The sequence below is a fragment of the Pseudoalteromonas rubra genome (genome assembly GCF_005886805.2).
In the GTDB taxonomy this organism is placed as follows: domain Bacteria; phylum Pseudomonadota; class Gammaproteobacteria; order Enterobacterales; family Alteromonadaceae; genus Pseudoalteromonas; species Pseudoalteromonas rubra_D.
Genome location: NZ_CP045429.1, coordinates 2,773,287 through 2,792,457, shown reverse-complemented (window position 1 = coordinate 2,792,457; position 19,171 = coordinate 2,773,287). Strand labels below are relative to the sequence as shown.

13 protein-coding genes and 1 pseudogene are annotated in these 19,171 nt (G+C 42.9%); 10 read left to right on the top strand and 4 right to left on the bottom strand.

Annotated features, from left to right (window positions below; translation table 11 throughout):
* Positions 1-40 precede the first annotated feature (40 nt).
* The gene (locus tag CWC22_RS12055; protein ID WP_171045147.1) at positions 41-1,510 is read right to left on the bottom strand and encodes a glycosyl hydrolase family 28-related protein; all 1,470 of its coding nucleotides are present in this window, start codon (positions 1,508-1,510) and stop codon (positions 41-43) included.
* A gap of 364 nt (positions 1,511-1,874) precedes the next feature.
* On the opposite strand from CWC22_RS12055, the gene CWC22_RS12050 reads away from it, so the two are divergent.
* From CWC22_RS12050 to CWC22_RS12025, 6 genes and pseudogenes are all read left to right on the top strand, one after another.
* Positions 1,875-2,213 carry a hypothetical protein gene (locus CWC22_RS12050; RefSeq protein WP_138539589.1) on the top strand — a complete coding sequence of 113 codons (339 nt, stop codon included), beginning with the start codon at positions 1,875-1,877 and terminating at the stop codon, positions 2,211-2,213.
* Positions 2,214-2,843: 630 nt separating this feature from the next.
* Positions 2,844-3,263, top strand: coding sequence for a hypothetical protein (locus CWC22_RS12045; RefSeq protein ID WP_138539588.1), 420 nt, complete (start codon positions 2,844-2,846; stop codon positions 3,261-3,263).
* A gap of 971 nt (positions 3,264-4,234) precedes the next feature.
* A pseudogene (locus CWC22_RS12040) lies at positions 4,235-5,355 on the top strand (ISAs1 family transposase).
* Between the two features lie 359 nt (positions 5,356-5,714).
* Positions 5,715-6,005, top strand: coding sequence for a hypothetical protein (locus CWC22_RS12035; protein WP_138539587.1), 291 nt, complete (start codon positions 5,715-5,717; stop codon positions 6,003-6,005).
* 932 nt (positions 6,006-6,937) lie between these two features.
* The gene (locus CWC22_RS12030; protein ID WP_125561585.1) at positions 6,938-7,303 is read left to right on the top strand and encodes a hypothetical protein; all 366 of its coding nucleotides are present in this window, start codon (positions 6,938-6,940) and stop codon (positions 7,301-7,303) included.
* Complete coding sequence (locus CWC22_RS12025; protein ID WP_125561583.1) at positions 7,300-8,007, top strand: hypothetical protein; 708 nt, start codon at positions 7,300-7,302, stop codon at positions 8,005-8,007. The genes CWC22_RS12030 and CWC22_RS12025 overlap by 4 nt, the downstream gene beginning before the upstream one ends.
* Before the next feature lie 667 nt (positions 8,008-8,674).
* On the opposite strand, the gene CWC22_RS12015 is transcribed toward CWC22_RS12025, so the two are convergent.
* Complete coding sequence (locus CWC22_RS12015; protein WP_138539585.1) at positions 8,675-11,038, bottom strand: TonB-dependent receptor plug domain-containing protein; 2,364 nt, start codon at positions 11,036-11,038, stop codon at positions 8,675-8,677.
* 306 nt (positions 11,039-11,344) lie between these two features.
* Positions 11,345-11,869: an acyloxyacyl hydrolase gene (locus CWC22_RS12010; RefSeq protein WP_138539584.1), complete on the bottom strand. Its 525-nt coding sequence runs from the start codon at positions 11,867-11,869 to the stop codon at positions 11,345-11,347.
* Between the two features lie 235 nt (positions 11,870-12,104).
* Between CWC22_RS12010 and CWC22_RS12005 the strand changes: the two genes are divergently transcribed.
* On the top strand, positions 12,105-12,716 hold the full coding sequence (locus tag CWC22_RS12005; RefSeq protein WP_138539583.1) for an MlaC/ttg2D family ABC transporter substrate-binding protein: 612 nt from the start codon (positions 12,105-12,107) through the stop codon (positions 12,714-12,716).
* A 99-nt stretch (positions 12,717-12,815) separates the two neighbouring features.
* On the opposite strand, the gene CWC22_RS12000 is transcribed toward CWC22_RS12005, so the two are convergent.
* Complete coding sequence (locus CWC22_RS12000; RefSeq protein WP_138539582.1) at positions 12,816-13,007, bottom strand: hypothetical protein; 192 nt, start codon at positions 13,005-13,007, stop codon at positions 12,816-12,818.
* On the opposite strand from CWC22_RS12000, the gene recR reads away from it, so the two are divergent.
* The 3 genes from recR (at position 13,002) to CWC22_RS11985 (ending at position 19,146) form a co-directional block, all read left to right on the top strand.
* Complete coding sequence (gene recR / locus CWC22_RS11995; RefSeq protein ID WP_125563929.1) at positions 13,002-13,601, top strand: recombination mediator RecR; 600 nt, start codon at positions 13,002-13,004, stop codon at positions 13,599-13,601. The two genes, CWC22_RS12000 and recR, sit on opposite strands and share 6 nt — an antisense overlap.
* A 169-nt stretch (positions 13,602-13,770) precedes the next feature.
* Positions 13,771-15,687, top strand: coding sequence for a molecular chaperone HtpG (gene htpG / locus CWC22_RS11990; protein WP_138539581.1), 1,917 nt, complete (start codon positions 13,771-13,773; stop codon positions 15,685-15,687).
* 759 nt (positions 15,688-16,446) lie between these two features.
* The gene (locus CWC22_RS11985; RefSeq protein WP_138539580.1) at positions 16,447-19,146 is read left to right on the top strand and encodes a TonB-dependent receptor; all 2,700 of its coding nucleotides are present in this window, start codon (positions 16,447-16,449) and stop codon (positions 19,144-19,146) included.
* Positions 19,147-19,171 lie beyond the last annotated feature (25 nt).

Below are 19,171 nucleotides of genomic sequence, written 5' to 3'. Positions count from 1 at the left end.
AAGCCACCCAAAGTGATTTTGGGTGACGCCTTTCAGGGGACTAAACTCGCCTGATTACAAATGTTTGAGCGACCTCAGTTGAGGCAAAGTCATTCGCTGTTGAGTTTGCAATTCGGTATTTGACTTGTCCGGGGCTGGAAACCCAAGCTTTTAGGTCAAGTCCCTGGCCATCAATATTCCATAACACAATACACTCATCGCTGAAGCCGGCTTGCTGTATATTGACTTGTCCCTCATATACCTCACCTGCCAAAAGCGTTGGTAGCAGAATACGCTCCGTAACCTTTGCTTTAATGCCATTAACCGTCACCGTGTCGCTGTAGTTAATTACCTCTCCCAAAGCCGTGCCCATAATTGAGTTGGCTTCAACATTACCATTGCTGCAATTTGCATGGACATAAACTCCGCTGGAGGCCGCTGCGTGCGCATAACATTGGTTAGCAACCACATTAAAGCGATCAACTCCTCGTAAGTCGATGAGGTTTGCGGATGTTCTGGCCGCATAAATCGTATTTCCAGTGATGTTGACGTCGTTTAGTTTGAAGTCGTTTACCTGCGAATTGATTGATATCGCGGAGCCTTCGGTAGCGGCGAGATTAAGCTGATTGTTGGCGATAACGATTCGACCAAACTCCCGAGCAGCTGTATCTTCAGGATAAACAAAAAAGCGTATGCCTGTATTTGTTTGGTTCTCTATACTGTTACTATTAATTAAAACGACAGAAGAGCTTTGATTAGGACTGATATCGACACCAATTAACCCACCGTTTACTTTGTTACCAATAAAGCGAAGCCCGCCAGCTCTGTATCTTACACAAATCGCATTCGAATATTTCGGTGATGTAAAAAAGTAATTGTTTATAAAACCATTATCACCGTTGTCGGCAAATGTTTCATTATTCATGTCAGAGTGAATACCGAAATCTCGAAAGTTGACGAAATAGCAATTTTCAATATTCATATAAGAAACAAGTGACGTTTTGATACAGGTTGAAAAATTTCGTATAGTTACATTTGATATATAAGAAGTATAATTTTCAACTGGGTTACCATCAGAAAATTTTGATGGGATGAGGTTAATACCGGTACCATTTTTTTGTTCATTTTCATAGCGAAGTAAAAAATCTCTAAACAGCGCGCCTCTTTCGTTAATGAGTACGCTGTCAGGATCCTCAAGAGTATGCGTAATTGCGTGTTGCTCTCCAGAATCAGTACAGGTGAGGATCGTATTCTTGCCTTCACCTATGATCCCACCCGTTCGCATTTCAAGAGATGTAAATCTATATTCACCCGCGGGATAATAGACAATCCTTCCGGTTGCATGTGCCGCTCTCATTGCTTCTGTATCATTCGTTTTGCCATCACCTGTTGCACCAAAGTCAATGACATTTGCAATCTGAGAGGTATCTCGGGTACCAGTTTGTAACTCAGTAGCATGGGCTTTTAAGCCTAGTATTCCCCCTGTACCAGCAATCGCAGCTACGCTAGTTATAAAATCTCTGCGTTTCAAAATCTATATCCCTTATTATTTTAAAGTGAGTGAAGCAAGCGTCCGACAATGATTTAGCGACGACAATGAAAAGTGACGCATAATTTTCATATGGATAGCATCTTTAAAAGGTACAAATGTTATCTGGTTTTGTTGCTCAAATCCAGGTAACCATATGTTATTGATGTTTTATGGCACTGTTCAGTCTTGATGATGCGAGAACGCTCAAGTATCTATGTGCCAGCCTATGCCTTTGAAAAAAATTCTATGAGGTGGATATTTTTATTTTTAGGGTTACACTATTTTTAATTATGTTTTGAATGGCTTTGGAGACCGGAATTGGCCCATATAAAGCCATTAGGTTATTATTTTTTGGGGAGTACAAATGAAAAAACTGTCACTTTTTTCACTTTTTATTTTATTGTCTTTCCATTCACTGGCTGGAGCAAGTTTTACGGGTACCATTAAACAAGTGGTTTGCCATACAAAGCACGTTTCTCCATTATGCCAAATTCAAGTAAATGGGAACGTTAGTAATCAAACATGTGGTACACAATCATGGAAGTTCAGTTTTGATGCTACGACTCCTGAAGGCAAAAATATGCTATCAATCTTGTTAGCAGCTCAAATAGGTAAACAACAAATAACACTAGGTGGTACCGGCAGTTGTTCACTGGCAACTGCCTCAGAAGATTTGAGACATGCTTACATTACTACAAACTAAAAACAACAGGCCAGCTCGGCGGAAAAAGACTCGCCACACTTTTATTTTCTGCTGGTTGAAGCATTAACACATAGGATGTTTATGCAGAGGAAAGCAGGCGATACCCTCCTAAAAATGGCGTACTTTTGCAACGATGTCTACGCTTAGAACGTGCTCAAAGGGTTGAGGCTAATAGACTATGCCAACTGTAGGGAAGAAGCAGGTTAGCTTAACCGGTACTAGATATCATCACTGTATATCCCGGCGTGTTTGCTGGACATTTTTGTGTGGCACAGACCGCGTAACAGGCGAGTCATATTTATATCGGCGAGATTGGATCGAGGGTAAGTTATTGAGCATTCACGGGGTGTACTGGAAGAGTAGAAGAGCGCAGGGTCCAATTGTCTTGCATTTCTATATTATCCCTGTCTATATTGGTCTGTGAATTTACGGGTGGATGCCTCTGATAAATTCAGCTTTTCTAGGTATACCGTATAGGATGGTGGTATCTCGCAGGGGTTTCTATATGGTGAATTTTTTGCGAAATAAATTAGACAAAGTAATGTCATGTGCAGCTATTATATTGAATTGAAAAGTGAATATATCGGGGTGCCTCAGAACAAGCCGCTAGTTATCAATCAAGGAAAGATAATGAAAAAGCTTTTTTTTGTATTTGTAGCACTATTTTTGTTTGGCTGCTCGAGCATTCCGATCTCGACAATGCTTAAATATCGCAACTTTGATGAACAAAGTTTTGCCGCGCTAAACCCTTCGCAAATTCGTTCGAAAATTTGGTTGTCAGAGCCTTTTACGTTAAACATGGAAAAAATTAATCTAAGCCTCAGTTTAGTGAATGAAAGAGGGCATAGTAATTTTACATTTCCACTCATTCTTGTAAAACGGGATAAGATAGCTGCGCAAGAAGGCTTTTTTTCGTCCGAACCTGCAAAAACAGAATACACATTCAGACTTTCAGAACTTGCAGTCAATAACTTCCAGAAAACACAAAATTTACTATCACAAGAAGTACATCAAAAGCTATCTTTCTCAATTGGTGCCGGCTTTAACTAAGAGCCTGAAGACGGAGAAACTGTTTATATCTCAATATCGCTTCAACTTGAAGATAATGAGGGGTATTTTACACTTATCAATGAGGCTGAGGTCGATTTTAGACAAGGCGGCTGACAAGACAATGTAACTCCACCCTAAACTGGCGTATGGAAGTTACACCGTCTACATTTATTCAAATAGTACTCAAAGGATTGAGGGGGATAGAATATGCGAACAGCAAGGAAGAGGCAGTGCAACCAATCGGATATCAAATATTACAAAGGTATAGGTTGTTGTTGTGAGTGGAATGGTTTGGGGGCAGGTGTTTGAACGGCATGTACGCTAAAACGCTGTCATAACTTTGGAGTTAGCATGCGATATTGTGTTTGTTTTCTTTTACCATTAATTTTTTCAGGTAATGCTTTAGCTACATGTAGTGGTGTGAGTTGTACTGGGGTTAAAGTTACAAGAATCGTTGTTGAGTCTGATGGCGGTACGACAATAAGCACCTCTGGAGATGAGTCAAAATTATCATGTGACGCTGGTAGTAATGGATACATTAAACTAGATCCGAGCTCTAAGAATTATGACTCTGTGTATTCACTTTTGCTAACCGCTCACACAACAGAACATCCGATTTGGGTAAGAACTACAGATAGTGGTGTGTGTAAGTTGATTTACGCCGTATCTGACAAATAGTTTTAACAAGACATTCAATCGGACAATATACCCTTGGCTTCTTTCTTTAAGGGCGCACTTATTTTTGGCGACTATTAATGGCCGTTTTAGTTGGAGTTATGTCTACTCTAAGTAGAGTTAAAAGGACAAAGACAGCGATGGCAGCATGCTAATTAAAGTATTAATGAAAAATATTTCTATGTTTTCTTTAGCCTTAATTCCAATCGTCTCTGTAAACGCAGGGCAAGATCACGAACTTTACCTTGACATAAGTTTATGATTTTATAATTCTTTTTAGAATAAGCAGCCAGTTTATGCAAGCCAATACATTGTTCGATTATTTCTCCACCATTGATGACCCGTGCCAGCAAGGTAAAGTGAAGCATCAATTGAATGATATTTTATTTCTTACCGTCTGCGCTGTGATTGCAGGCTGTCAAGGGTGGGAAGAAGTCGAAGATTTTGCCCATGATAGGCTCCCTTGGTTGCGTAAATTTGTGCCTTTGACTAATGGTGTACCGCGTCACGATACTATTGCGCGAGTTGTTAGCCGCATTGATATGGCACAATTTCAGGCTTGCTTCTCTAGTTGGATGCAACATTGTTGCGAACTCACCGACGGTAGTGTTGTTGCCATTGATGGGAGAAGACTAAAAGGCTCATTTAAACAGTCAGATAGAAAAGATGCCATTCACATGGTAAGTGCTTTTGCCTGCGAAAATGGGGTGACTTTAGGCCAGTGTAAAACAGACACGAAGTCCAACGAAATAACAGCCATCCCTGAACTGCTTCAGCTGCTCGAAATCAAAAGTTGTTTGGTCACTGTTGATGCGATGGGCTGTCAAAAAGACATTGCTCAGGAAATTTTGGAAAAAGAAGCTGACTATTTGCTTGCGCTAAAGGCCAATCAAGGTGGTCTATTTGAACAAGTTCAGCAATTTCTACTGCCAGAAGTGACACGGCAAATAGAGTCAGACACTTTATTAAGCGAGGTTGACTATCAACGTGGTCGTGAAGAATTTAGGGCCGCAGTGGTATGCCATGATATGACTCAGCTTCCAGAAACACACCGATGGCCGAACCTTCGGACTGTTGGCGTTATAGTGTCTTATCGAAAGCCAGATAATCAGAAGAAAGGTGAATTCACGTACCGCTACTACATTAGCTCCGCAAAGTTGAGTGCACAGAGATTGGCACAAGCTGCTCGCGCTCACTGGCACATTGAGAATAGTCTTCATTGGTGTTTAGATGTTGCTATGAACGAAGATGGTTGTCGCATTCGTCGAGATGGTGGCGCAGAAGTATTAGCTGGGAAACGCCATATATCATTGAATTTATTGGAAAAAGAAATGACCTTCAAAAAGGCGTGCGCGCCAAACAAATGAAAGCAGCTAGAAGCGAGAGCTACCTTGAAAAGGTACTGAATAGCAAATGATTTTTCATGCTCTCACCCTGGGGATGGACCTTGTGCTATAACCTTTGCTTTCAATGTACTGCCTCTTTTCGTAATTAGCATACTGGTTAGTTTTATATGGTTTGTTTTTTCCTTCAAAAATTCAAAGGAGCAGGCTGGCTACTTTGCTTTAGTAATTTTATTATTATGGCTTGCTACGTATCTTTTTATGTATGCAAAGATAAACAGTCTCTTATGACAGGCCAATTATCAGAGCTGCATGCTAGATTGCAATGTATAGGTTTACCTGTTCGAGCAATCAATGCTGTTATTGATTCGGAACACAAATATCTGAGGTTTCTCAGGTACGGGCGTCATATACAAAGGGGAAACAGGCTACTATGAAAATTCAAATCACAAATATATCTGGTCATCAGACAAGCAAAGTGTTCGCAATTACGTTAGCAATTTTAATGTTGCCGTTTAGCTTTATATCCATATTTTTCTTCTTAATGGCTCCAGAAATGAAGACCAACAATGGAGAACAAATCCCAAACTTTCCATTTTTATTTTTCGCTTTTGCACCCGTATTTTATGGGGTTATGTTTTACTTTATGCAGCGCTTGTTTTGTTGGGTTTACAACTTGGTCGCCAAAAAGGTAGGCGGCTTTGAGTTTGAAACCTCCGAGTAATTGGTACATAACAGGCGCCTAAAAAAGTAAAGTTGTTTAGGTACTCAGCGTAAGCGGTTTAGTAATTGGGCCTTATACGGGAATGGTTGTGGCGTCAGAGATCAATAAAAAAACTTGGTCTAATTTGGCTATCAAAAGCGCTGCAACCTACAGGGGTAAAACAGAAGGCTTGCGTTTTGTTGTTGCTAATTTAGTCTGATATTTTGAGTTGGCTAAGCGATCGCTATGTGTCTTGTCTGAAAATGAAGATTTAAATGAACTCCTTACTCCTTCTAAGTTTGATTATTCTGGGTGCTTTTATAGGCCTCAGTAATTGGTATGCGTACTTCTCCGCTATTTTTAGAAATGGTAGCACTTCATTTGTGCCCTATGTTGGTGCAATTTTATTGTTTCTGGGATTGTGGTTTGGGCCATACAAGGCATTTTGGCCGTTAGCGTTCGTGCTAGACTTCACGGTACTACCCATGTTGTTGGTGGCAGTTTTCGGTGCATTAAAGCAAAGCCGTAAAAACACATAACAAGATGGGTAAAAAGTATGCACAACCCGCCCTAGAAAAAGGCGACATCCACTTAAAAGTGGATTACATTTTCCATGGTCGGCCCATACGTTTGATATTGAGCTTGGCAGTGACAGGGCTCTTTATATTTCGCTCCGGCTCAGCAAATGAAAGTTGATTGCTATCTAGCAAAATCTCAGTTGCCATCTTCGATGAAAAAAGATGGCTAGTATTAATTTGGTGGCAGCTTTTTTTGGGCATATCGTGTAGACTGGGGTTATCACTTATGTGTTGTTATTTGGTGGGTTTTTGGTGAAATAAATTCGATCCAACAAAGCCGTAAGTGTCCATCATACTGATTTTAAATATAAATATCTGGGGGGCTCCTAAGAGCAAGGCGTTAGCTATTTGTCAATCTAAGGAGAAAATCGAAAAGTGAAGTACCTATCTATATTAACCTTTCTAGCCATTTCGGGCTGTTCCAGCTCGTTTGATACAAACGAATATTCAAATTTAAAAGTAAGATACGGTGAAACAACCGTTGCTGAATTAGTTGAGTCGATCGGTTTACCGTCGAAAATTATTGAGGGAACAGCCGAGTCAAAGAGTTATAAATTGTATGGCTACAAAGATGGAAATGATTTTACTCGTGTGTATATTCCAACGGCAACACCACTGGGTAATGGTAATTATATTTCAGGAGCTAACGTTTGGGACGTTGAATCCAAGGAAAATTTCGATTTATCATGTATCGTGAACGAAAATAATATAGTAATTAAATGTGAAAGAGGTAGTAAGTGAGCTTTCTTAAAGTATTGTCAACGGTTTTTATTTTTACAATATTAAGTGGTTGTGCATCTACAGCTAAAACTAACCTTTTGGATACTCCTGTTCTTGAGAAAGATACTTCTTTAGTTGTTCTGTATTATGTTCCAGAATACAAAATAAATTATACGGAAGAGGGTTTTTTGCATGAAGATCGTAAAGGCTCTGAATTTTCGGGCGTTTGGGATCTAGAGCGGGACATGAGTCCCTATCTAAGTAACTACTTTAATGAAAATGGCTTTAATGCAGTAGAGGTTTCAAATTTCATCGATTCATCTGAGGTGAAAAAATACATCATGTCGCCTCAGAAATCCAAAGAGAATGAAGAAATAAAAAATAAAATTTTGGCTGATTTAAAAGAAAAAGGTGAAGTTTTGTTAGTTGAAGTGTACATCACAGATGTAGAGGCAAGTACAAACCTAGTTTCTCAATCAGGGCTATACGGATGGCTAAATTTTAAAGTTACTGATGTGAAAACAAAAGAACAAGTTCTACATAATTATAACTGGATCGTTTATAAATTTAAGCATGACAGTGAAAATATAAAAAAGGCAGTAGAAAAAAATGATTTATTGAATTTTAAATCTTTTTTGAAGAAATCTGTTGATACTTTAACAATCCAAAAGTACACAGCAATTAACGAAAGGCCTATACTAACTATTATCAATGAACCAAAATAATTAGTCTGTATTAATCTATAGCTAATAAGCTGACTAATTGGGAAATTTTACTGTACTGTTTTTGCTTACTCTGCGCAGGCAAATAACCCAGAAAAGTCTGGCGATTATCATAGCGCTGGGGGGCCTCATAACCGAAGCCTCCTAAGCGTTTGTATGTACGTATAGCCCTGTGCAATTGCTTCTCTGCCATAACATAACTGCTTCGTCGTATTACCCCTTAGCCGAGTCTAGGTGCCGAGTGCAAAATAAGCGACATTCCTCCTAAACATGGCGTACTTTTGCAACGAAGTCTACGCTTATAGTCTCGAATAGCCATTAGGCTTTAGATACCTAGCCGAAGGTGATCTGCGAGAGGTTTAGACTAACAATCAGATTGCTAAATCATGTTTGTATGTACACCCACCCGAAATCTGAATTTTGGCTAGACGAGCAAGTTTATTTTGTTTTGTGAATTTACTGGTGGGTACCTTTGAAATTTGACGGGCTGTACCGTTTTGGGGGGTGGAGTTGCATCAGTACTTAATGCTCCTTAAATAGTGTATACGCATAGCACATTCTTTGTTGTATTTACTCAATAAGGCTAATAGTAGTTTCGTGCAAAAGGGGGCTGGGACCGCGTGTTGTAGTAAAACCGTTGGTTAGACAGATTTTTGATCTCAGGCGTTAACTAAAACTGCATACTCACAGATAGCATAAAGCTGCGTTTGGGCTGAGGGATCAGGGAGTTGGCCCAGCCTTGCGAACGCTGCTCAAAATCATCGCCACTTGCGGCGGCTTCTGCGCCGGAATGGTAATAGATTTCATTAAAGAGATTTTTTACCTTAAACGCGACTTCAATCGATTCGTACCGATAAATGATGTTGGCATCTAGTGTTAAATAGGCGTCATTTTTTCTGTCTTTAGCGCGCAGTGTATTTCTCAAGTACAGCGGTTTACTTGAAACCCAGTTGGCTCTGACGTTGACATTGAGTGCTTCATTGATTGGTACATTTAGCCCGGCACTAACTTTGTGTGGGGCTATATCTCCCAGCTCTGCATCCATATCCTGGCAAGGGTCGTAAGATAGTGTGTGGCTCTGGGCGATGTTCTGACAATTTTCTATCCCCTGACCAACCCACAGATCCAGTGTGTGGTCGTAACTGACACTGCTTTTGGTTTTTGTATGGGTGTAATACAGATAACCGGAGATATTGGCAGCGCCTGGGATAAAGTTACTGAACTCAAATTTACCTCGATATTCCAGCCCATAGGTGCTGCGCTTTCCGGCGTTTTCTGCTTCTTCTTTCACAACGTCGTCGTATCTGGCGGTAAACAAGGATAGGTCATGCAGCCAGTTGTCCTGCTGATACATATAGATGAACTCAAAATTCTCGGCTTTTTCTGGTTTCAGGTCTGGGTTGGCAGAGCGGCCGCTCCAGCCTCCCCACAGTTGTATCGGGGCTGGTTCCTGAAAAGCCGTGCCGTACAGCATCTTAAGGGTTGATTTATCTGAGAGAAAATAAATTGCGGAAGCTCTGGGGTTAGTGGTACTGCCGTACAGACTATTTTTGTCGTATCTTACACCGGCGTTGACCCGCCAGTCATTGATATTCCAGATGGCCTGAATGTATGCGCCTCTGTCGGTCAGACTGGCGAGGTTTTCGTCTGGCATCCGACTGAGTGTATCTGGCTGAATGTTGATGGTGCTGTCCCTATTGCTCGCAACCCCGTCACCGGCGGTCTCAGGCGTATCTGATGAGCAAAAGGTTTCGGGAAAATAACCGCAGGCGTCGTAAGCTTTGGTGAGTTCTTTATCCTCAAATTTAATGCCGCCGCTGAGCTTTAACTGCTCAGAGTAATCAAACTCGTAGTCTTGCTTAAACAGCCAGCTCTTATTACTTGTTCGCCAGTGTGAAATGGTCAGTGTTGATACCACATCCGGACCGGTCAAAGCGGTAGAGCCGGGGAAGGATTCGACCCAGTAACCGCCATTGCCACTTTTTCTGCTCAGCAGTAGAGTATTTACTTGTAAGTTATTTTTAATTGCGCCTGTGTGTCGCAGGTAATATTGTTCAGAGTTTCGATACCACTGCGCCGCTGGCTGCGCTCTGTCATGAGGATATTGCGGACCCCAGCCATGGCGCATATCCCATTCTATGATCCCTAAGGTCAGGTTTTTGAACCCTACATCGGCAAGAATGCCCCATTCCCGTTGTGGGTCGTGATAGGCACCAAACTCATTGTATTTAGAGCTGTGGGGACAGCCATCCGCCTCGCAATTAGCGGACAGGGCAGTGTCATAGATGACAGGTCCCCAGATATCGCGGTTGCTCAATAGTTCGTTACTGACAAACCCCCAAGGCGCCAGATCATCTATGTCGGCTTCGTCACTCGAGTAGTATTTAGCTGACAGATTATAGGTCAGGTTGCTATGGTTGCCGCCCGCGGCAATATCAACACTTTGTGTGTCATAGCTGCCAGACTGAATATTCACTTTAAAAAAATCATTACTCTCATGTGTCTCTTGGGCATTGGACGTAACCAGGTTTATGATCCCCAGAAATGCATTGGGGCCGTACACTGCACCTACCGGGCCATACAGCACTTCTATCCGCGCTATATTCGACAATGGATAATTTTTTGACAAGGTGGCTTCGTGATACCACAAGTGATTATCGACTATACCATTGACCAGCATTAACGTGCGCTGGGTGAGCGGGGTACGATAGCCGCGCTGATAGGTGATAACGCCACCATTACCATTGGTGACTGTGCTATCAAACCCGGGAAGATCAAGGATCACTTCATCAATGCTGGTATAACCGCGTTGCCTGATATCTGCTGCGGTAATGATCACCATAGCCGCAGGAGCATCACGCAGTGTTTCTTCAATACCGGATGCGGATGACACGGTGACATCGAGCAAGTCTTCTAAGCTCAGCTCCATTAGTGTATCAAGTTCATCATCTTGTGCTGCGCTGTGCGAACTGATGAGTAGAATGGATGATAGCAAGAACGCTGTTGACGTTTGGCCGGGGAGTTTACTGGTCATAAGTCTCCCTGACCCTACTGATTGTAGTGCGCCAATGACGTGTTTCTCTATCAAAACGCTGATATGACATGGTCAGCAACTAACTTACTCTAATCTTTGGAGGTTAGAATAAACTGCCTGTTTGTCAAGGTTGGCTGGCTCTAATATGGGGAACCAGAAGGCACGTTCGGGTCAGTGGTAACTAACCCTGGTTGCCAAAGTTAATTCGTAGCGACTTTTCTTCGTAGGGATTAGCTGATTGAACCATCCCATATTCGCTATTTGAGTTACAGCTCGGCGAGCAGTGTAAGCCCGGGCAAAATTTGCTTAAAAATACGCTGAGTAGGACAAGGAGAGAAAATCCAGCCCGGGGTTGGGGCTTTTAAATCCTGCATTGGAGTAATGCATATAGCGGATAGCAATATTGGCCTCGTCCATCTGATATACCAGCCCTAATCTGTCTTCAAACTGGTAGTGGGTACTGACGTCTTTACCTGCAAACTGGGTATCATCCAGTAAGGCCAGGCCAATGCCAAATTCTAGAGCCACCGGGTGACCGTTAAAGGTCGTGAATGGATAGCTGATCACCGGGGAAACCGCCAGGACAAAATTGCCATCATGATGGTTCTCTTCCCCATACTGCCAGAAGTTGATACTGCTTTCGAAGTGTACATCAAAGTGACGCCAGGCTTGTGGTAAGTCCAGTTCCGGATGATATTGGTAAGCTAATTTGATCCCGTCGACACTGCCTTCGCCATGAATGTAGTGAACGGCATAGCCATGCTGCTGCGCGTATACAGGTGCAGTAATAATAGTAAGCAGTGACAGCAGAAATAGGATTGCTCTGATCATAATGAAATCAAACCCAATATAATTGAATATCCCTATTGTCTGGATGTCCATTGCTTTTAAAAAGGCATTAAATAGAAACTAATTGATGCCTTTTTGACACCAAAAAACTAGGTGTTTGATTTTAATAGAAAATTCAATTGATGCCAAAGTGGCACTAATATGGTGCTGATTTGTGTGTTTTTCATCTGCAAAGTTAGCGCTAAACTAGCTTCATTAACATAGAATGGAGCGGATCATGAAAAAACTACTGCAACTTATGCTGGTGGCATTGCTGGCGTTTGGCAGCCTACAAAGCGTTGCTGCGACGGATACACAAAGCGATCCTTATGGCTTGATCAAGTCGGTTGGTGATCAACTGTTTGTGGATATCAGCAAGCTAAATACCCTGGAAGAAGCGCACAAGAAAGCTGAGCTGAAAAAATTGGTACGGGAACAGTTAATGCCGCATATCGACATTAAATATGTGTCTTTTAAGTTGTTGGGTAAACATGTCCGTGAGATAAAGCGCGAGCAGGCGGTGACGTTTATCGATGCCGTCGAGCAGTATCTGGCAAACACGTATGCAAATGCGCTGATGAGCTATAAAGGTCAGCAGGTTAATTTTATTGAACCGGTTGTCAGTGCCGACAGTAAATTTGCCTCAGTTAAGTCTGAGATAGTTGAGCCCAATGCCCCAACCATCGACATTGTATTCAAGTTTCGTAAAAACAAAGCCGGAGAGTGGCAGGTCTATGATCTGGTTGCTGAGAGCATCTCATTGCTTAGCGCAAAGCAAAAAGAAATTACGTCGCGGATCAGCGAAGTCGGTATCGATCAGGTAAGCAAAGAGCTGGTGGCTAAGAGTTAATTGGCACGAACTAAAGAGACAATTTGCGTCCTTCAGGCGGGTATTCACTCTTACCCATGAGATCCAATCTTCTCCGATTGCCCGCCTTTTTCTTTTTACCTAACATGCTGTGATACCTAATTCGTGATTTATCTTAGGCTTGTCGCTACTGTGCCAGGCATAGTAAGATGGCTGCCATTGAACGACAATGAACAGTGTCATAGATAGCCGTCGTACTGGTGTTATGTCATCGAGTGTCTGGTTACCATTGTGCAACGCTGTCAGCAAATTTAAGAACGCTTTATTATGCAATTATCTCCCTCACTTTCCGCTTTGGTTGAAGCCTTGCGTTGTTTACCCGGCATTGGACCTAAATCAGCACAAAGGATCGCCTTTCATCTGCTTGAAAGAGACCGTAGTGGCGGCACTCAGTTAGGCCAGAGTCTGTTACAGGCGATGGATAAGATTGGTCATTGTGAGTCTTGCCGAACATTTTCAGAAACTCCGGTATGTGATATCTGCAGCAACGTTAAACGTCAGGATACTGGGTTGTTATGTGTGGTTGAATCCCCGAGTGATGTACTGGCAATTGAACAAACTGGTCAGTACCAGGGGTTGTATTTTGTTTTGATGGGGCACTTGTCACCGTTAGATGGGATTGGTCCAAACGAAATTGGTATGGATGTTCTGGAAAAAACGCTCAGCAATGGCAACATCAATGAAGTGATCCTGGCAACCAATCCGACGGTTGAAGGAGAGGCCACAGCTCATTTTATTGGTGAAATGTGTCATCAACACAATGTGACGGCCTCGCGGATCGCACACGGTATGCCTGTTGGTGGTGAGCTGGAACTCGTCGATGGTATGACTTTGATGCATGCGTTTAGCGGTAGAAAAGCGATTTAATGAATGCCCGAAAGGGCTTTCTCCTTGCCCCGAATATATACAATTCGCAATTTTTTTACTTTATCACTCTTGAAAAATATCTCCCCAGCACAATATACCTCAGCATAACGCAAGTTAACTGATTAACTATGTACTACTATTGTGTACCAAATAAGTTAGGGTGTACCAAATGACTACCGAAAATACCAAAGAAAATCATTCATTTAGTGCCAACACTAAGCAACTATTACAGCTGATGATCCACAGCTTATACTCAAACAAAGAGATCTTTTTACGTGAGCTGGTATCCAATGCGTCGGATGCCGCTGATAAGCTGCGTTTCTTAGCGCTGCAAAACGGTGACCTGTATGAAGGGGACGCCGATCTGCGTGTACGTATCAGCGCCGACAAAGACGCAAAAACAGTGACCATTTCTGACAATGGTATTGGTATGACCCGCGACGAAGTGATCAGCTCTTTGGGTACCATTGCAAAGTCAGGCACTGCTGAGTTCTTTAAAAACCTGACCGGTGATGAGGCAAAAGACTCTCAGTTGATCGGTCAATTTGGTGTGGGTTTCTACTCAGCGTTTATCGTTGCCGACGAAGTGACAGTGCGTACGCGCAAAGCGGGTGAAGTGCAGGCTGTTGAATGGCAGTCAAAAGGCGAGGGTGAATACACGCTGGCAGATATCGAAAAAGCAGAGCGTGGTACAGAAATTATTTTGCACCTGCGTGATGAAGAGCTGGAGTTTGCCGATGACTTCCGCCTGCGTTCAATCGTGACTAAGTATTCTGATCATATCTCTATCCCGGTTGAAATGTTCAAAGCGCCAGTACCTGAATCTGAAGGGCCGGACGGCGAGAAAATTGAAGCTCAGCCTGGTGAATGGGAAGGGATAAACCGTGCTACGGCGTTATGGACGCGTGATAAGTCTGAGATTAGCGAAGAAGAATATAAAGAGTTTTATAAGCATGTTGGCCATGACTGGGAAGAACCACTGACCTGGGCACACAACAAAGTAGAAGGTAAAACGGAATACACCAGCTTGCTGTACATTCCTAAAAAAGCACCTTTCGACATGTGGAACCGTGACCGTCAGACAGGTCTGAAGTTGTACGTACAACGTGTATTCATTATGGATGACGCTGAGCAGTTTATGCCAAGCTATCTGCGTTTTGTAAAAGGTCTGTTGGATTCTAACGATCTTCCACTGAACGTATCTCGTGAAATCTTGCAAGACAACAAAGTTACTCAGGCAATCCGTAAGGGCTGTACATCACGTATCCTAAAGATGCTTGATCGCATGGGTAAGAATAAAGCAGAAGACTACCAGACTTTCTGGAATGAGTTCGGCCAGGTTATCAAAGAAGGCCCGGCTGAAGATGCAGCAAATAAAGAAGCGATTGCTAAACTACTGCGTTTCAGCTCGACACATACTGACGAGAGTGTGCAAAATGTATCACTGGAGCAGTATATCGAGCGTATGACTGAAGGTCAGGACAAAATTTACTACGTGGTGGCAGACAGCTTTGAAGCTGCGAAGAGCTCACCGCACCTTGAGATCTTCCGTAAGAAAGGCATTGAAGTACTGTTGCTGTCAGATCGCGTTGACGAGTGGATGATGAGCCACCTGACAGAGTTTGCTGAGAAATCATTCCAGTCAATTACTCGTGGTGATTTAGACCTGGGTGATATGGAAGACGAAGAAAGTAAAAAAGCGCAGGAAGAGAGCGAGAAGCAGGTAGAAGGTTTGGTTGAGCGCATCAAAGAAGCGCTGGGTGATAAAGTAAAAGAAGTACGCTTTACGCACCGTCTGACAGATTCTCCGGCTTGTGTGGTTGTTGATGACCACGACATGAGCTCACAAATGCAAAAGCTGATGGAATCAATTGGTCAGTCTGCACCTGAGTCTAAGCCAATTTTTGAACTTAACCCGGAGCATCAACTGGTTAAACATCTGAACGTTGAGCAGGATGAAGATAAGTTTGCTCAATGGTCAGAGGTACTGTTAGATCAGGCATTGCTTGCAGAGCGCGGCAGTCTGAAAGACCCGGCAGGGTTCGTTGCTCGTCTGAATAAGCTAATGCTTGATCTGAGTAAATAATTCAACGCAGTTATTATTGTGTTTTGAGAAGCCCGGCGAGTAATTCGACCGGGCTTTTTTGTTGCCCTTAATGGCACAGTGCAGGAAGCGAATCAAATAGGGTGGTACATTGCTCATTTGTTTTAAGCACGTCTGCCCGTTTGTAATCAAGGCACATTCCTCTGTGAAAGCGCTACATGAGCCACATCATTTAATTGGCGATGATGCATATCTAAATTAAAAAGAAAGGGTAGTGACAAATTTTCATTCCCGTTACTCAGTTTAAGTACTTGTTTTGCAGTGATGAAATGCCCTACAACACCGAGTTTAAAGGCTTCTTCGCAAATTTGTCACACAAATATACTGGACAAAGTAATGATGAAAAAGATAAAATGACAGCGTTGTCATTGAGATCTATTATCACCTTGAATCCGCTTCTGCCCGAACGTTTATGGAATAATCAGACAGCACAACTTGCCTAAATTAGATTAGTTTATTAATTAGGTCCAATTCTTCTACATAACTCATCGCAACTGCTGTTAAAAAGTGCATAGCTTGTGATATATTCTTCTCGTTTGTAACAAACTATAACCACAAAATTATTTATTCTATCTATTTCAGTGGCTTAGGATTTTGTTGAAAAAATCTTATGTAAGCCACAAAAAAAGATGTAGCGAATCTGTAATTTTGGGTGTATGGTTTGTTATTAGATGACAGCGTTGTCATCATCACTGGGCAGAAGTGATTTAAAAACCAACAAAATGATTCAAGGGGAATCCTGTGTTAGCTAATAATTTTAAAAAAAGCTTACTGGCAGCTAAGGTTGGCCTCATCCTAAGTACGGGTGTGACAGGCGTGGCGTTTGCTGAAGATAACCAGACTGGCGTTCAAGAAAACGTTGAAGTCATTGAAGTGCGCGGTATCCGCCGTTCATTGGCCGAAGCAGTTAATACTAAACGATTTGCAACCAGCGTTGTAGATGCGGTATCAGCAGAAGATATCGGTAAGTTTCCAGACAGTGACGTAGGTGAAGCACTGGGTCGTATCCCAGGCGTAGCTGTTAGCCGTCAGTTTGGTCAGGGCCAGCAAGTATCTATTCGTGGTGCGTCTAGCCAGCTAACTTTGACAACTCTGAATGGTCAGAACGTTGCTTCAACAGGTTGGTACACAGAGCAAGCAATTGACCGAAGCTTCAACTACACATTGTTGCCACCTGAACTTATCTCAGGTATCGACGTGTATAAGTCTTCACAAGCAAATATTGTTGAAGGTGGTGTAGGTGGTACGGTTAACGTAAAAACCCGTAAGCCGTTAGACCTGGATTCCGGAACCGTTTTCGCTTCTGTAAAGAGCGTATATTCAAGCCAGTCTGAGCAGTGGGATCCTGCTTACAGTGGCCTTGCAAGCTATAAAAACGATGACGAAACATTTGGTGTACTTGCTGCATTAGCGGTACAGGAAACTGACTATGTTCGTCGTGGTAACGAATCACTTGCTGGCTGGAATGGTGCAGTTTCTGCTAACTACTTCCTGCAAGAGCGTGAAAGAACAGCAACTAACGTAGCGTTCCAGTACGCGCCAAATGATGAACTGTCATTCGATCTGACTTACATGAACCTAGAGTTAGAAGCGAACAACAACAACAGTAGCTTATGGATTTTCCAGGCTGGCGCAAACTGCTTGGGCGAAAACCCGGATGGCGTATGTATGTTGTCTGAAGCAACAGCGGCAACGCCAACAGATAACCCGTCTTGGCTACAAGCCTTTGCACGTCGTGCAACGATGGAATCTGAAACGGTTGATTTTGGCTTTGAATTCAAACGTGACACGTTCGAAATTTCAGGTCGTATCGGTCGTTCAGAAGCAACGGGTGGTACAGAAGCACAAACAAACTATGGTGGTTTGATTGGCTCTCATGAAGATCGCTACGGCATGATAGACATGACGGGCAAGCGTATTAAGATCCAGCTGAAAGAAAATGATTATCGCGTTGGTCACTGGAATGAGGGTAGCCCGGGCGTAGCAGCATGGGCAGTACGTAATCAGCCGAATACGGATGAAGAAACGTACGCACAACTTGATACTAAGTTTATGCTTGATCATGACATCATCACTGCTGTTCACGTTGGTGCTCGTTTCACTAACCACAAGGTTGAAGAAGACAACTTTAAAGGCCTGGCAAACATTCAGCGTAATGCAGATGGTACGCCGGTGCTAAGTGATCCAAATAACCCAACTAGCGTAATTGCGGACATTGCTGATATCGCACCTGCTCAACTATATGGTAACGGTGTAAACGAAGCGGGTTTTGAATACATCACTATCCCTGGTCCACACCTGGACGCGATGTTCAACCATACTGCGCAGAACTTCAGTGAATATGTTCGTGACCGCAGTGGTTATGCCGCGCTTGAAGAAGAGAACTTTGCGTTTTACGTAATGGCTGATTTCAGCGGTGAAAACTACCGTGGTAACTTCGGTCTACGTTATATCTCTACAGATGTAAACAGTGACTACTATGGTTCAGACATCACTGTGACAGGTATCACAGATTCAGGTAACTTCTACGGCGGTAATGCACTGAAATCTAAGACACTGTCTAACAAAGAAGCGGATTACTCAGATATCCTGCCAAGCTTCAATATCGCGTATGACCTGGATGAAGACACTATCCTGAGAGGTTCAATCGCGCAGGTTATCAGTCGCCCTAACTACCAGGATGTGTTTGCACGTTCTAGCCTGAGTGGTTACGACAATGAAAACCCGAATGACCAGCAAGAAGTAACTGGTAACCCAGGTCTTGAGCCGTTCAAAGCAACTCAGTTGGACGTGTCTTACGAGTACTATTACGGTGACAGCAACTTCGCAAGTGCGACGTTCTTCTACAAGGACATCGAGACATTCGTAACGTCATCAACCACGCCAAATCAGTCTATCGGTATTAATGACCCGGCATGTAACTGTGACGTGTGGAACATCGTTAACCGTGTGAATGGTGACGGTGGTGACGTAATCGGTCTTGAGCTTCAGCTTCAACACGCGTTTGACAACGGCTTCGGTGCGATTGTTAACTACACGTATGCAGACAGCTCATCTGAAGAAACAAACTTCGACGACCGTATTGGCCGTTTCTCAGACAGTTCTGACCACACAGTTAACCTGGTTGGTTACTATGAGAATGATGACTTCGGTGCTCGTCTTGCTTATAACTGGCGTTCTGAGTTCATGATCCGTGAAACGGGTTTCTACTCTTCACGTGAGCACATGGACTTCGGTACTTTGGACTTCACTGGTAACTACCAGGTGAACGACAATATCAGCCTGACGCTTGAAGTTGTAAACATTCTTGAAGAAGACAGCTACCAGATCGGTATCTCTGGCTCTGACGGTCTGTTGAAAGAAGAAACGAAACACAACTTCCCTGCATGGAGCTATGTAGGTGAGCGCAAGATTGCACTGGGTGCAAACTTACGTTTCTAATTTTGTTGTTTGGAAAAGCCCTGCT

Bases quoted from the DNA above. Each gene is read 5' to 3' on its own strand.
- CWC22_RS12050 (WP_138539589.1), top strand. From the start codon at position 1,875: ATGAAAAAACTGTCACTTTTTTCACTTTTTATTTTATTGTCTTTCCAT.
- CWC22_RS12045 (WP_138539588.1), top strand. From the start codon at position 2,844: ATGAAAAAGCTTTTTTTTGTATTTGTAGCACTATTTTTGTTTGGCTGC.
- CWC22_RS12035 (WP_138539587.1), top strand. From the start codon at position 5,715: ATGAAAATTCAAATCACAAATATATCTGGTCATCAGACAAGCAAAGTG.
- CWC22_RS12015 (WP_138539585.1), bottom strand. From the start codon at position 11,038: ATGACCAGTAAACTCCCCGGCCAAACGTCAACAGCGTTCTTGCTATCA.
- CWC22_RS12010 (WP_138539584.1), bottom strand. From the start codon at position 11,869: ATGATCAGAGCAATCCTATTTCTGCTGTCACTGCTTACTATTATTACT.
- CWC22_RS12005 (WP_138539583.1), top strand. From the start codon at position 12,105: ATGAAAAAACTACTGCAACTTATGCTGGTGGCATTGCTGGCGTTTGGC.
- recR (WP_125563929.1), top strand. From the start codon at position 13,002: ATGCAATTATCTCCCTCACTTTCCGCTTTGGTTGAAGCCTTGCGTTGT.
- htpG (WP_138539581.1), top strand. From the start codon at position 13,771: ATGACTACCGAAAATACCAAAGAAAATCATTCATTTAGTGCCAACACT.